The sequence below is a fragment of the Saccharopolyspora sp. NPDC003752 genome (assembly GCF_053605825.1).
In genome coordinates this window covers 197,504-210,627 of the sequence record NZ_JBSGJZ010000011.1, presented here as the reverse complement: position 1 = coordinate 210,627, position 13,124 = coordinate 197,504, and the positions used below count along the sequence as shown (strand labels likewise).

The 13,124-nt window shown below is 71.2% G+C and carries 14 protein-coding genes; 5 read left to right on the top strand and 9 right to left on the bottom strand.

The window, feature by feature from the left end:
• The first annotated feature begins 34 nt into the window (after nucleotides 1–34).
• The 4 genes from ACWEV3_RS17175 (at nucleotide 35) to ACWEV3_RS17160 (ending at nucleotide 4,269) form a co-directional block, all read left to right on the top strand.
• Entirely contained in the window at nucleotides 35–1,654 is a 1,620-nt protein-coding gene (locus ACWEV3_RS17175; RefSeq protein WP_452614795.1) for an alpha/beta hydrolase, read from the top strand.
• A 37-nt stretch (nucleotides 1,655–1,691) separates the two neighbouring features.
• The gene (locus ACWEV3_RS17170; RefSeq protein WP_452614794.1) at nucleotides 1,692–2,129 is read left to right on the top strand and encodes an LppA family lipoprotein; all 438 of its coding nucleotides are present in this window, start codon (nucleotides 1,692–1,694) and stop codon (nucleotides 2,127–2,129) included.
• Nucleotides 2,130–2,228: 99 nt separating this feature from the next.
• Nucleotides 2,229–3,215 carry a 2,3,4,5-tetrahydropyridine-2,6-dicarboxylate N-succinyltransferase gene (dapD, locus tag ACWEV3_RS17165; protein WP_452614793.1) on the top strand — a complete coding sequence of 329 codons (987 nt, stop codon included), beginning with the start codon at nucleotides 2,229–2,231 and terminating at the stop codon, nucleotides 3,213–3,215.
• A 112-nt stretch (nucleotides 3,216–3,327) separates the two neighbouring features.
• Complete coding sequence (locus tag ACWEV3_RS17160) at nucleotides 3,328–4,269, top strand: CHAD domain-containing protein (RefSeq protein ID WP_452614792.1); 942 nt, start codon at nucleotides 3,328–3,330, stop codon at nucleotides 4,267–4,269.
• A gap of 96 nt (nucleotides 4,270–4,365) precedes the next feature.
• Here ACWEV3_RS17160 and dapC read toward each other — a convergent pair whose 3' ends face one another.
• The 8 genes from dapC to typA all read right to left on the bottom strand — a co-directional run bounded on the left by dapC (nucleotide 4,366) and on the right by typA (nucleotide 12,282).
• Complete coding sequence (gene dapC / locus ACWEV3_RS17155; protein WP_452614791.1) at nucleotides 4,366–5,490, bottom strand: succinyldiaminopimelate transaminase; 1,125 nt, start codon at nucleotides 5,488–5,490, stop codon at nucleotides 4,366–4,368.
• Nucleotides 5,487–5,807, bottom strand: coding sequence for a ferredoxin (gene fdxA, locus ACWEV3_RS17150; protein WP_358490581.1), 321 nt, complete (start codon nucleotides 5,805–5,807; stop codon nucleotides 5,487–5,489). The genes dapC and fdxA overlap by 4 nt, the downstream gene beginning before the upstream one ends.
• Nucleotides 5,808–5,948: 141 nt before the next feature.
• Nucleotides 5,949–6,707, bottom strand: coding sequence for a hypothetical protein (locus ACWEV3_RS17145; protein ID WP_452614790.1), 759 nt, complete (start codon nucleotides 6,705–6,707; stop codon nucleotides 5,949–5,951).
• Nucleotides 6,700–7,068: a hypothetical protein gene (locus ACWEV3_RS17140; protein WP_452614789.1), complete on the bottom strand. Its 369-nt coding sequence runs from the start codon at nucleotides 7,066–7,068 to the stop codon at nucleotides 6,700–6,702. The genes ACWEV3_RS17145 and ACWEV3_RS17140 overlap by 8 nt, the downstream gene beginning before the upstream one ends.
• Nucleotides 7,065–7,976 (bottom strand): N-acetyl-1-D-myo-inositol-2-amino-2-deoxy-alpha-D-glucopyranoside deacetylase, encoded by a 912-nt coding sequence (gene mshB, locus ACWEV3_RS17135; RefSeq protein WP_132483154.1) that lies wholly within the window; start codon nucleotides 7,974–7,976, stop codon nucleotides 7,065–7,067. Before mshB ends, ACWEV3_RS17140 begins: the two co-directional genes overlap by 4 nt.
• Nucleotides 7,977–7,985: 9 nt before the next feature.
• Nucleotides 7,986–8,144 (bottom strand): hypothetical protein, encoded by a 159-nt coding sequence (locus tag ACWEV3_RS17130; protein ID WP_452614788.1) that lies wholly within the window; start codon nucleotides 8,142–8,144, stop codon nucleotides 7,986–7,988.
• A 24-nt stretch (nucleotides 8,145–8,168) separates the two neighbouring features.
• Nucleotides 8,169–9,920 (bottom strand): ABC transporter family substrate-binding protein, encoded by a 1,752-nt coding sequence (locus ACWEV3_RS17125; RefSeq protein WP_452614787.1) that lies wholly within the window; start codon nucleotides 9,918–9,920, stop codon nucleotides 8,169–8,171.
• A 442-nt stretch (nucleotides 9,921–10,362) separates the two neighbouring features.
• Nucleotides 10,363–12,282 carry a translational GTPase TypA gene (typA, locus tag ACWEV3_RS17120; protein ID WP_452614786.1) on the bottom strand — a complete coding sequence of 640 codons (1,920 nt, stop codon included), beginning with the start codon at nucleotides 12,280–12,282 and terminating at the stop codon, nucleotides 10,363–10,365.
• A gap of 278 nt (nucleotides 12,283–12,560) precedes the next feature.
• On the opposite strand from typA, the gene ACWEV3_RS17115 reads away from it, so the two are divergent.
• Nucleotides 12,561–12,758, top strand: coding sequence for a hypothetical protein (locus tag ACWEV3_RS17115; protein ID WP_452614785.1), 198 nt, complete (start codon nucleotides 12,561–12,563; stop codon nucleotides 12,756–12,758).
• 52 nt (nucleotides 12,759–12,810) lie between these two features.
• Here ACWEV3_RS17115 and ACWEV3_RS17110 read toward each other — a convergent pair whose 3' ends face one another.
• Entirely contained in the window at nucleotides 12,811–13,122 is a 312-nt protein-coding gene (locus ACWEV3_RS17110; RefSeq protein WP_452614784.1) for a YciI family protein, read from the bottom strand.
• Between the last annotated feature and the right edge of the window lie 2 nt (nucleotides 13,123–13,124).

The following is a 13,124-nucleotide window of genomic DNA, read 5'->3' as shown; positions in this document are numbered from 1 at the left end:
GTGATCTCTCGCTTCGAAAGGCAAAGACCGCTCCATGGTGTCGTTCGCCGACGTGCGTCGCTGGAAACCCGATGCGCTGGAGGAGGTTTTCCGCACCCTCGGCAAGCGCCGCGACGAGCTGGTCGGGCTCGACGACGACCTGCACGCCGCGCGCAACCCGGAGGGCTGGACGGGCGAGGCGGCGGAGAACTCCGCCAAGCGGCACGCCGAGCTCGGCAAGGACCTGCACCGGCTGGTCGCCGAGGTCGACGGCGTCCGCGACGCCGTCGGCAAGGCCGCCGAAGTGGTGGAGCAGATCAAGAAGCGGCTCGACGCGACGGAGCACCAGGCTCGCGCGAACGGCTTCGAGATCACCGAGGACGGCGGCATCCGCGACGCGGCACCACCGCAGGACGTGCCCGCCGAGGAGATCGAGCGGGTCAAGCAGCAGCGGCTGCGCGCCCGGGACGAGCTGGCCGCGGCGGTCGAATCGATCCTCGACGACGCCGAGCGCACCGACGCCGAACTGGCCAAGACGCTGACCGCGGCGGAACAGGACGAGATCCAGCCCGGCGCCGCCCCTGCGCAGACCATGGCCGCCAAGGCCCCCGAGGACGGTGGCCCGGCGGAGAACGCCAAGTGGTGGAAGTCGTTGTCGGACGCCGAACGCGAGGCCTACACCAAGAATCCGCCTGCCTGGCTCGGCAACCGCGACGGCATCCCGGGCGAAGTCCGCGACAAGGCCAACCGCGCCCGCATCGCCGGCGAGCGATCCACGCTGCAGGCCCGCAAGGACGAGCTGCGCGAGGGCGGCGTTTCCGGCGACGAGGAAGAGGAGCTCGCGAAGGTCGACGCCAAGCTCAAGTCCATCGACGCGGTGGAGCAGATGCTGGCGCGCGGCGACCGCCAGCTGCTGCTGCTCGACACCGGCGGCGAACGGGCGAAGGCGGCGGTCGCGGTGGGCGATGTGGACACCGCCGACCACGTTTCGGTGTTCACACCGGGCATGAACACCACCGTCGACGGCTCGCTCAACGCCGACAAGCAGATGGACCAGCTGCGCAGGCAGGCCCAGTTCGAGAGCGACCGGCACGGCGACGGCGGCAAGGTCGCCGCGGTCACCTGGGTGGGCACCGAGTTCCCGCAGCGGAGCGAGGTCACCGACCCGGACCGGTCGGTGGCCACCGCCAAGCTGGCGGAGGACGGCGGCAAGAAGCTCGCCTCCTTCTGCGAAGGCATCAACGCCTCGCGGGACGACGATCCGCACCTGACCGCGATCGGCCACTCCTACGGCTCCACGATCACCGGCTACGCGATGCAGGAGCAGGGCCACGGCGTCGACGACGCGGTGTTCTCCGGCTCGCCGGGCGTGGGCACCGACGACGTCGAGGACCTCAACGTGCCGGCCGGGCACTCGTACCGGATCGAGGCGAAGAACGACTGGGTGGCCGACCTGGGTCGCTTCGGCGGCGACCCCAGCCACCTGGACGGGATGACCGGCCTGTCCGCGAAGGAATCCGGGCACGGCAAGGGTGTCGAGGGCCACAGCAGCTACTTCGCGCCGGACAGCACCAGCCAGTACAACATGAGCACGGTGGTCGCCGGATTGCCGGATCGGGCGGTCAAGGACGACGGTCGCGGGATCGGCGACGTGATCTCCGGCATGATCTCCTGAGGCGACCGCCGCCAGCACCCGACCGTACGGGGGAATCGTGGACGACCCGCGCAACCTGCTCCGCCAGCGTCCCAGCATCGAGGAGATCAGCGAGCGCTACGAACAGATGCAGCAGCGGCTGCTGGACCGGCTCAACATCGAGGTCGGGCCGCTGAAGTGGGCGGTGTCTGACCCGGTCAGCCGGGCCGGCTGCACTGAGTTCCCGGACGTCCACGAGGCGGAGAGCCGGGTGCTGGAGTCGTGGCGGGCGCCGGGCAACCTGCCCGACTCGGAGTGGTCGCTCGCGGTGGAGATCGTCCAGGAGATCACCGCCGAGTACGGCTTCGGCGAGCCCGAGATCATCGTGAACCGCAGCGGCGACCACGAGATCATCGGCAACGACCAGTACGGCGCGGTCTACCAGTTCGGCACCGCCGCCAACACGGTCCTGATGATCACCACCGGCTGCCACCTGCTGGCCGCCGCCAAGGGCTGACGCCGGTTTCGCGCGAAAACGGCGCGGCAGCCGGTCGGCGCCACCCGTGGCGGCCACCCCTGCGGGCCGCCGCCACCTGCGCCGATTACCGTTTCGGGTATGAGTGCACAGTCTCCCGACCCGCAGACCACGGGCGCCCACGGCGTCGGCCTGGCCACCGTGACCGACGACGGCACGGTGCTGGACACCTGGTTCCCGACCGTCAAGCTCGGCGAGCCGGGGCGGTCCGGCAGCACGCGGCTGTCCGCCGAGGAGGCGGCCGAGTCCCTCGGCGAGGCCGGGGCCGCCCTGCTCGGGCGGGACGAGGCCCGTGGCGTCGAGGTCGTCGCGGTGCGCACCGAGATCGGCCACCTCTCCGACGAAGCGGTCGACGCGCACGACATCTACCTGCGCCTGCACCTGCTGTCGCACCGCCTGGTCCGCCCGCACGGCCAGAACCTGGACGGCATGTTCGGCCTGCTCGCCAACGTCGTGTGGACCAACCACGGCCCGTGCCCGGTGGAGGGCTTCGAGGCGACCCGGCTGCGGCTGCGGGCGCGCGGCCCGGTCACCGTCTACAGCGTCGACAAGTTCCCGCGCATGGTCGACTACGTCGTGCCGTCCGGGGTCCGCATCGGCGACGCCGACCGGGTCCGGTTGGGCGCGCACCTCGCCAGCGGCACCACCGTGATGCACGAGGGCTTCGTCAACTTCAACGCCGGCACGCTGGGCGCGTCGATGGTGGAGGGCCGGATCTCGGCGGGCGTCGTCGTCGGCGACGGCTCGGACGTCGGGGGCGGCGGCTCGATCATGGGCACCCTCTCCGGCGGCGGCAAGGAGGTCATCTCCATCGGCGAGCGCTGCCTGATCGGCGCCAACGGCGGGGTGGGCATCTCGCTGGGCGACGACTGCGTCGTGGAGGCGGGCCTGTACATCACGGCGGGCACGAAGGTGACGCTGCCGGACGGCACCATCACCAAGGCGCTGGAGCTGTCCGGCTCGGACGGCCTGCTGTACCGCCGCAACTCCACCACCGGCACGATCGAGGTCACCGCCCGGACCGGCGGCAAGGTCGAGCTGAACGCGGCGCTGCACGCCAACGACTGACCCGAGGCATGGCGAAGGGCACCTCCGGCCGGGGTGCCCTTCGCGCTTCCCGCGGGCGGGATCCGCTGGATGGACGAGGCGGCGGCCGGGACGGCCGGTTTTATCATGGGCAATGGCCATCAGCTGGCAACGACGAGACCTCATGGGCGTCGTCGACCTGCCCGCCGAGCCCCGCACGGCTGACCGGCGGGCGCCGCTCGCCGAGCACATCAGGGCCGGGCTGGACGCCCGGCTGCGCGCCCTGATCTCGCACGACCCCGGCACCCGGCAGGGCGAAGATCCCGAGGAACTGCACCAGATGCGGGTCTCGGTGCGCCGGATGCGGGCGATGCTGCGGTCCGGCCGGCGGTTCCTGGACCGGGACTGGTCGGAGCCGTTGCGCGCGGAGCTGGGCTGGCTGGGCAGGGCCCTCGGCCCGGTTCGCGATCTCGACGTGCTGCTGGAGCGGCTGCGCGCGGAGAGCGCCGATCTCCCGGCCGACGAACACGCCGCGGCGGCCCGGCTGATCTCCGGTCTGGAGGTCGAGCACGGCCTGGCCCGGGTGGAGATGCTCGCGGCGCTGGACAGCGACCGCTACCTCACCCTGCTCCGCTCGATCTCGGACTCGCTCCGCGCCGGACTGCCGACGCCGGAGTCCGATGTGGACACCGAACGCGAGTTGCGCGGGCTGGTCCTCGGCCAGTTCCGCAAGGTCCGGAAATCCGTTGCGCGGCTGCCAGAAGCGCCCGCCGACGACGAGCTGCACGCGCTGCGCATCCGGGGCAAGCGAGTGCGCTACACGGCGGAACTGGCGCAACCGGTGTTCGGCAAACCGATGCAGCAGCTGATCAAGGCGGCGAAGCAGTTCCAGGACGTGCTCGGAGAGCACCAGGACGCCTGCGTGGCGGAAGACCGCGTTCGCGTCCTCCTCCGCGACTTCGGCGAAAACGTCGACGCCGCGGTCGCATTCGTGGCGGGCCGCTTGGTGGAGCGCGAGCAGGCGCGCAAAGCGGAGCGCCGCACCCAGTGGTGGCCGGCGTGGGAAGCGCTCGACGCCGCAGCCACTGAGATCTGACGGTCTTCCAGGCAAAAGCCCGTGAGTGGTTCGGGGCGTTATAGCACCCCAAACCGCTCACGGGCTTCTACCAGCGATAGCGGTCCGGCGGCCGGATCACTCGCTCAGGCGCTTGGCGGCCGCGGCGATGCGCTCGTCCGACGCGGTCAGGGCGATGCGGACGTGGCGCTCCCCCGCCGGGCCGTAGAAGGTGCCGGGCGCCACGAGAATTCCCCGCTGCGCCAACCAATCCACCGTCTGCCAAGCATCGTCGCCGCGGGTCGCCCACAGGTACAGGCCCGCCTGCGAGTGCTCGATGCGGAACCCCGCCGCCTCCAGCGCGGGCCGCAACACCGCCCGCCGCGCCGCGTAGAGCTCGCGCTGCACGCCCACGTGCGCGTCGTCGCTCAGCGCTGCGGTAATCGCCTCCTGCACCGGCCGCGGGACGATCATCCCCGCGTGCTTGCGCAGCTCCAGCAGGCCCCGCACCAGGTCCGGATCACCGGTGAAGAACCCGGCGCGGTACCCCGCCAGGTTCGAGGACTTCGAAAGCGAGTGCACGGCGAGCACGCCGCGGAAGTCGGAGCTCACCGAGGGGTGCAGCACCGAAACCGGCTCGGCGTCCCACCCGAGCGCGAGGTAGCACTCGTCCGAGGCGACGACCGCGCCGAGCTCCCGCGCCGCCCGCACCGAGTCGGCGAGCTGCTGGGCGTCCAGCACCCGGCCGGTCGGATTGGACGGGGAGTTCAGCCACAGCAGCCGGGTACCGGCCGGCGGCAGCTCGCCGGGCGCAAGCCGGACCACCTCGGCGCCGGCGATCTTCGCGCCGACCTCGTAGGTCGGGTACGCCAACTCCGGGATCGCGACGAGGTCGCCGGGCCGGACGCCGAGCAGCGTCGGCAACCAGGCCACCAGTTCCTTCGAACCGATGGTCGGCACCACCGCGTCCGGCTCCAGGCCGGAAACGCCGTAGCGCCGCTCCATCGAGGCGACGGCGGCCTCCCGGAGCTCCGGGGTTCCGTGCGTGGCCGGGTAGCCCGGCTGATCGGCCACCGCCGACAGGGCCCGCCGCAGGTTCTCCGGCACCGGGTCGACCGGCGTGCCGACCGACAGGTTGACGATGCCGTCCGGGTGCGACCGGGCCGTCTCGGTCTGGGACGCCAGCGAATCCCACGGGAAGTCCGGCAGCTGCGGGCCCCGAAGCCCGGGCGCCGCAGCACCCGGGCCGGTCGCGGAACTCATTCGCCCTGCGGGGGCAGGCTGGTGATGGGCTCGACGTCCTTGTTGACCTTGCCCACCTTCGCCGCACCACCCGGCGAGCCGAGCTCGTCGAAGAAGTCCACGTTCGCCTTGGTGTAAGCGGCCCACTCCTCCGGCACGTCGTCCTCGTAGTAGATGGCCTCCACCGGGCAGACCGGTTCGCAGGCACCGCAGTCGACGCACTCATCGGGGTGGATGTAGAGCATCCGCCCGCCCTCGTAGATGCAATCGACAGGGCATTCCTCGATGCATGCCTTGTCGAGCACGTCGACGCAGGGCTCGGCGATCACGTAGGTCACGGTTGCTCTCCTGCTCGAAGCGTTGTCCTACTCGCGCTCAGGAACCTCCTGAGGCGACTGCTGACAGTATCTCTCGTACCCACCTCGGACACGTAACTGGTCCCACAGCGCGAGAGCCGGACCGACTCTACGACGCCGGGGTTAACGCCGTAAACCATTGCGCCGCAACCATTGCGCACCGAGCCGCCCCACCTTGCGCAGGGCGGATCTTTCTCCCAGGTAGCCGCCCACGACGCCGACGACCGGGACGCTGCCGATCAACTCGTGGTAGAAGCGGCCCTGCGGCCGCTTGTCGAGTTCCGAATCGATCTCCCACAGCGCACGTGCCATTCGCCACACCGTGCGCACGACGGCCTTCGGCGTCGCCCGGCCGTGCTCGCGCCGAGCGGCGTCGAGGTCCTCGGTGAGCTCCGAGACTCGCTCGTCGTCCTCGGCGCGCCCGGCCGCCAGCTCGTCCGGCAACTCGCGCCCGAGCAGCACCTCGGCGATCAGCTGCACCTTGACGGCCCGATCGGTCACGCCGTGCTCGGCGGCGATGGCGCACAGCACCAGGCCCTGGCCGGTGATGCCCAGCGCGTTGCGGATCGGCAGCCGCGAGGTGATGACGCCGCCGAACCGGGGCAGCCCGGCGATCAGCGCGAGGAACCGCCCGACCCGCGAGGCCCACCAGTCGCAGCGCTGCTCGACGGACATCGCGTCCCACGCGGAACTCCCCGGCACTTGCATCCCGTCCAGCTGCCGCAGGACCTTCCGCAACGCCCCGTCGGCGTCGAGATCGCCGGACCGACCGCGCAGCCGCAGCGGATCGGACTCCCGCAGCGCGTCCAGCACCGGAGCGGTCGCCCGCACGAACGGCCGCAGCACCGCCGCGATCCGCTCGTCGGTCAGCACCTCAGCCATGTCGCTTCGCGTTCTTGCCCAGCACGATTCCGAGCATCATCGCGCTGGGCAGGGCGCCGCCACCGATCAGCAGCAGGGCGCGCCAGTCGTTGAGCAGCACGATGTCGCCGCCCGGCCCGAACAGGCCGAACACGAAAACCGTCGCGAACCACACCAGCAACGGGGCCCCGGCGATCCGGCGCCGCGGCGAGATCCGCGCGGCCTCGGCCACCAGCAGCGGCGTGGTCACCGCCGCCAGCGCGGCGGTGACCGGGAACTGCACGGAGCCGATGTAGGACGGGAGGAACAACAGCTCGATCAACGCCAGCAGAACGGCATTGAGCAGCAGAAAACCGAGCAGCACGCGGTCGCGAGCCGTCAACGGTCGCCCACCGGCTCGGTTCCGCTCACCCCGAGCCCGCCGAAGAGATCGGCCTGGCAGCCCTGCGGATCACCCGTCGCCAGCACGTAGTGCTCGGTCGTCACGATCGGCTGAGCGACGCCGTTGGACAGCGCGTACGCCGCCACGCCCTCGCCGTTGTGCCACTGATCCAGCCACACCTTCACCTGCGTGCCGTGCGCGCGCAGGGCGCTGATCTTCGCCGGCAGGTGCTCGGAGACGTCGACGACCGTGGTGATCGATTCGTCCTCGACGCTGGCCAGCTCGTGCGGTTCGGGCAGCTCGAAGGGCATGTCCGCGGCCTCCGCCAGACCGGCGAGCCCCTTCGCGAGCTCGTCGCGGGAGGGGACCGCGTAGAACACCCGCTGGACGTCGGGAACCTTCGCGGCCGCCGCGACGGTCACCTCGTGGGCGCGAACGTGGTCCGGATGGCCGTAGCCACCGTCGGCCGCGTAGCTCACGACGACCTGCGGCTTCACCTCCCGCAGCACGGCTTCCAGCGCATCGGTCTGCTCCTGCAGGTCGCCGACGGCGAAGGCGCGCGGGTGCGCGTCGGGCAGCGCGCCCGCCTGACCGGGCTGCTCCCAGAGCATCCCCGAGTCGCGCCAGCGGCCGATGCCGCCGAGGAACCGGTGATCGGCCACCCGCAGCGCGGCGCAGGCCGAGCGCAGCTCGCCGACGCGGTAGCCGCCGAGCTGGTCGGCCTGGTCCGAAGCCAGGCCGCGCAGGCTCTCGGGGATGACCTCGCCCTCCTCGCCGAGGGTGCAGGTCACCACCACCACCTGCACGCCGCGGGCGGCGTAGCGGGCGATCGTCCCGCCGGTCCAGAGGGTTTCGTCGTCTGGGTGCGCGTGTACCAGCAGCAACCTCGGTGGGGCCGTCAGCGTCACCGGTCCAGCCTAATCTGCGGCGCACACCACACTGCGCACGGTAGCCGCATTACCCCGAACGCCCGAATCGGCGCGCCGCGAACGGCGCACCCCGATCGAGGCAACCACCCGGATCCGATCCACCTGCGAGCCGAACGGATCGACGTTCTCGCAGCTCAGCGACAGCATGTCCGCTGGGTGGCCAGGCGGTAATTAATAGCCGTCGTTATCGGCTGGCGTTCCGATCCACTTGGCAGCGGTCGAGAACGGCCCGGCCAGGCCGTTGCCCGCCTCGACCCCGGTGGCCTCCCGGCGCAGCGCCATCACCTGGGCCTGCTGGTACAGCGGGAGCGCGACCGCGTCGCGCCACAGCACCGGCTCGACGACCGCCGAGGCCTCCGGGAACGGCACCTGACCGGTCAGCGCCGCATCGATCGTCGGCTGCAGCAGCTCGTCGCAGAAGCCGGCGTCGTTGTACGGGAACGGCTGCTCGCTGTCCGCGGCCACGCCCGGGCAGCCGTACGAGGAGGCCATCATCGCCGCCGGATCGCCGCCGGCCGGACGAGGCGCGATCGCCATGTCCACCGAACCCGCACCGCCGGATTCCCCGGACCGCGGATTGGCCGACAGCATCTCGCCGAACAGCTGATCGCCGGTCGGCGTCACCACGGTCGCCTGGATCCCCTGCTCCCGCAGCTGCTGCGCGGTCGCCTCGGCGATCCGGATGTAGGACTCGTGCTCGAACGGCGCCGCGATGACGAGGTTCAGCGGTCGACCGTCCCGCAGCCACGCCCCGCCGCTGCGGTGGTAACCGGCCTCGCCGAGCAGCCGCTCGACCTGCGCGGGATCGGGCCGGTTCGGCAACCCCTGTTCGGTCGGCGTGTAACCGCGCTCGGACGGCGCGAGCACCTGGGCGTGCGCCTGCAGCTGATCCGCCGGCCCGCCACCGGGGCCCGCCTCGACCAGCGCGGGCCGGTCGAGGGCCGCGAGAACCGCCCGGCGCACCCTGACGTCCGCCAGCTCGCGGCTGTCGTGCCGCAGCAGCACCTCCATGGTGGCGGGGCGAGGCACGGTGATCAGCTGCACCGCGTCGCCGAGGTCCCGCAGCGACTGCATGGTGCCCCGGTCCGCGCCGAACACGGCGAGGTGGCTGTCTCCGCTGCGCAACGCCTCGACCTGGCGCGCCCTGTCGAGCGCGCGCAGCACGATCCGGTCCGACTGCGCGGGCGGACCCCAGTAGCGGTCGTTGCGCTCCAGGATGATCTCGCCGCGGTCCAGGTCGATCTGCCGGATCGCGAACGGGCCGCCGGAGGCCGGGTAGCCGTCGTCGAGCACCGTCGCCCAGCCGCGCGGCGCGTCCCTGAGCAGGTGCGCGGGCAGCAGGTTGTTGAACAGCGTCTGCCAGCCGGGGAACGGCTTGGCGAAGGTCACGTCGACCGTCTTGCCGCCCTGCCGCGACGCGACGTCGTCGATCAGCTGGTAGCCGGCCGGATCGGACACACCGGGCTGGGAACGCAGCTGTTCCCACAGGTAGACGAAGTCCTCGGCGGCGATCGGCGCGCCGTCGGACCAGTTGGCCTCCCGCCGGATCCGGTAGCGGACGGTGAACTTCTCCGCGTCCGGCACCAGCTCGGCCGATTCCATCAGCGTGCCGTCCAGCTGCAGGTTGCCGTCGGCCCCCGGGCGGAACACCGACGGCAGCATCAGGCTGGCCAGCGCCGAACTCGTCGGCGACAGGTCGGCGAGGGTGTGCGGGTTGAACCCGCCCTCCAGCTCGTCGACACCGACGACGACCTCCACCGGCATCGGCTGCGTCGGCGGCGCGCTGGTCGGCGGGGCCTGCGTCGGGGTTTGCGGTTGCGGCACCAGCGGCGGCGGGGGCGCATTCGTGCAGGCAGCCACCACGCTGACGGTGGTCAGCAGCAGGGAGACCACTGCCAGTGGGCGGCGTCGACCCTGGGACACGCCGGACCTCCCCTCACGTCTGCTCCCCCGAACACCCCGGCCCACCCGGGGCGGCTCGCACGTGCGGAAGACGCGCGAGAGCCCTCCATGGTTCCTGCCGCCGCCGAAATGATCGACACCGGGGTCATGGCCCAGTGTCCTAGCCGACGGCCCGCGCTGCGCGCGATTCGGCGAAATCCCCGGTCACGCCGAGGACGAGCGCGAGCGGACTCGGCGGCGGCCGACGTTCGAGCCGCCACCGAAACCACCGCACGTGTCGGAAATCCCACAACGAGCCCAGACCGGGCGCCCAGTGGTCTTCGAAACGGCGCAGCCGCGTCGCCCACCCCCGAAACCGGCGCCGCCGCGGGTACTCAGACGCCTTCTCGCGAGGACACCCCCGACATCGTGAATTCGCCATTCATGATGTCTGGGCTCCCACCGCGAGAAGGCGTCTTCGAACTCAGTTGACGCCGTTGTCGCGGGCCTTGGCGCGGGAGCGCTCGCGGGCGCGAGTCGTGCTGTCCAGGACCATCTTGCGCACCCGGATCGCCGACGGGCCGACCTCGACGCACTCGTCGCCGGAGCAGAACTCCAGCGCCTCCTCCAGCGCGAGGGTCCGCGGCTTGGCCAGCCGCTCCAGCTCGTCCGCGGTGGAGGACCGCATGTTGGTGAGCTTCTTCTCCTTGGTGATGTTCACGTCGAGGTCCTCGGCGCGCGGGTTCTCCCCGACCACCATGCCCTCGTAGACCTCGCTGCCCGGCTCCACGAAGAAGCTGCCGCGGTCGGCCAGCTGGATCAGCGCGTAGGTCGTCGCCGAGCCCGCCCGGTCGGCCACCAGCGAGCCGGTGTGCCGGGTGCGCAGCTCGCCCACCCACGGGAAGTAGCCCTCGAAGACGTGGTTGGCGATGCCGGTGCCGCGGGTCTCGGTGAGGAACTCGGTGCGGAACCCGATCAGGCCGCGGGCCGGGACCACGTACTCCAGCTTGATGCGGCCGGTGCCGTGCCCGTCCATGGTCTCCATCCGGCCCTTGCGCCCGGCCAGCAGCTGGGTGACCGCGCCGAGGTGCTCCTCGGGGGAGTCGATGGTCAGCCGCTCGAACGGCTCGCACAGCTGGCCGTCGATGGTCCGGGTGACCACCTGCGGCTTGCCGACGGTGAGCTCGAAACCTTCCCGGCGCATGGTCTCCACCAGGATGGCCAGCGCCAGCTCGCCGCGGCCCTGCACCTCCCAGGCGTCCGGCCGCTCGGTGGGCAGCACCTTCATGCTGACGTTGCCGATCAGCTCGGCGTCCAGCCGGCTCTTGACCTGCCGCGCGGTGACCTTGGTGCCGCCGTTGCGGCCGGTCAGCGGCGAGGTGTTGACGCCGATGGTCATCGAGATCGCCGGGTCGTCGACGGTGATCCGGGGCAGCGGCTCCGGGGCGTCGGGGTCGGCGAGGGTGTCGCCGATGGTGATGTCCGGGATACCGGCGATGGCGACCAGGTCGCCCGCGGACGCCTCGCTGCACGGCACCCGGTCGAGGTTCTCGGTGATCAGCAGCTCGGTCAGCCGGACCTTCTCGACGGTGCCGTCGGCGCGGCACCAGCCGACGGTCTGGCCCTTGCGCAAGGTGCCGGAGTGGATCCGGCACAGCGCGATCCGGCCGAGGAAGGAGGACGCGTCGAGGTTCGTCACCAGCGCGCGCAGCGGGGCCTCGGTGTCCGCGGTCGGCGCGGGCACGTGCTTGAGCAGCACGTCGAACAGCGCGGTGAGGTCTTCCTCGTCGGGCAGCCCGCCGTCCACCGGCTGGGCCAGCGAAGCCCGGCCGGCGCGCGCGGAGGCGTAGACGACCGGCAGGTCCAGGATCGCCTCCATGTCGAGCTCGACCTCGCCGTCGAGCTCGCTGGCCAGTTCCAGCAGCAGGTCGTGGGCCTCCTCGACGACCTCGGCGCAGCGGGCGTCCGGGCGGTCGACCTTGTTCACGACCAGGATCACCGGCAGCCCGGCGGCCAGCGTCTTGCGCAGCACGAACCGGGTCTGCGGCAGCGGGCCCTCGCTGGCGTCCACCAGCAGCAGCACCCCGTCCACCATCGACAGGGCGCGCTCGACCTCGCCGCCGAAGTCGGCGTGGCCGGGGGTGTCCACCACGTTGATGGTCACCGGGCCGGCGTCGGTCTCCCGACGGACCGCGGTGTTCTTCGCGAGGATCGTGATGCCCTTCTCGCGCTCCAGGTCGTTGGAGTCCATCACGCGGTCGACGAGCTCGGCGCGCTCGGAAAAAGCGCCGGACTGCCGCAGCATGGCATCCACCAGGGTGGTCTTGCCGTGGTCGACGTGGGCAACGATGGCGACGTTGCGCAGATCACTGCGAATGGGGGCGGCGACGCTGGTGGCGGACACGCGGGTACTCCTGGATCGGCGCAGATGGGCGCGGCGGGGTTCGTCGACTTGGTCCGGGTGCGGGACGATCCGCAAGGCACCGTGCCGCGGCTCCACTGCGCCGCAGCTGCGGAGCTGATCGGGCGCCACCACCCCGGGGCGGAGGCGCGCACGTCGACGCGCGGCTCCTCCCAGGGTAGTGCAACCTCGTGCGGGACCGGCCGCCGCGTGCTCAGCGCAACACCCGGGGCCGGCGCCCAACATCAAGTTCGCCATTTCAGGTTAGGTTCGCCTAGCCTGTGCCCAACCCCGTCTCGGCACCGAAAGAACAAACCGTGGGCAAAGGCACCATCAAGGTCAAGAAGAAATGCTGTCGGTCGCAGCCGCCCTGCAAGAGCTGCCCCATCGTGGTACTGCGCGACCTGCTGCGCGAGGCCAAGGCGGAAGAGGTCAAGAAAGCGCAAAAGAAGGTCAAGAAAGCGGCAAAGAAGAAATAGCGCGAATTGATCTGACCGCGGCACCCGCCGCGGTTGCGAGGCGTCCTCCGGGCTACTTTCGGGCGGCCGTGGACAACGGGTCGGCGTACTTCGCCAACTCGGGGATCGTCCGCAGCGCGGTGAACTCGATGACCTCGTAACGAGCCAGCTTGTGCAGCGCGAACGGGTCCGTCGCGAGGATCGCGTCGAGCCTGCCGCGGGACATCGCCCTGGCGATGATCACTCCGCCGCTGCGCGGGTGACGATGGCCGGCGGCGATGAAGTCACCGGCATCGTAATGCTGGGTTACCCATTCGTAGTGATCTACCAGTTGGCCGTCGATATCCGATTCTGGCGCGGTGTATTGCAGCAGCACTACAAACATTC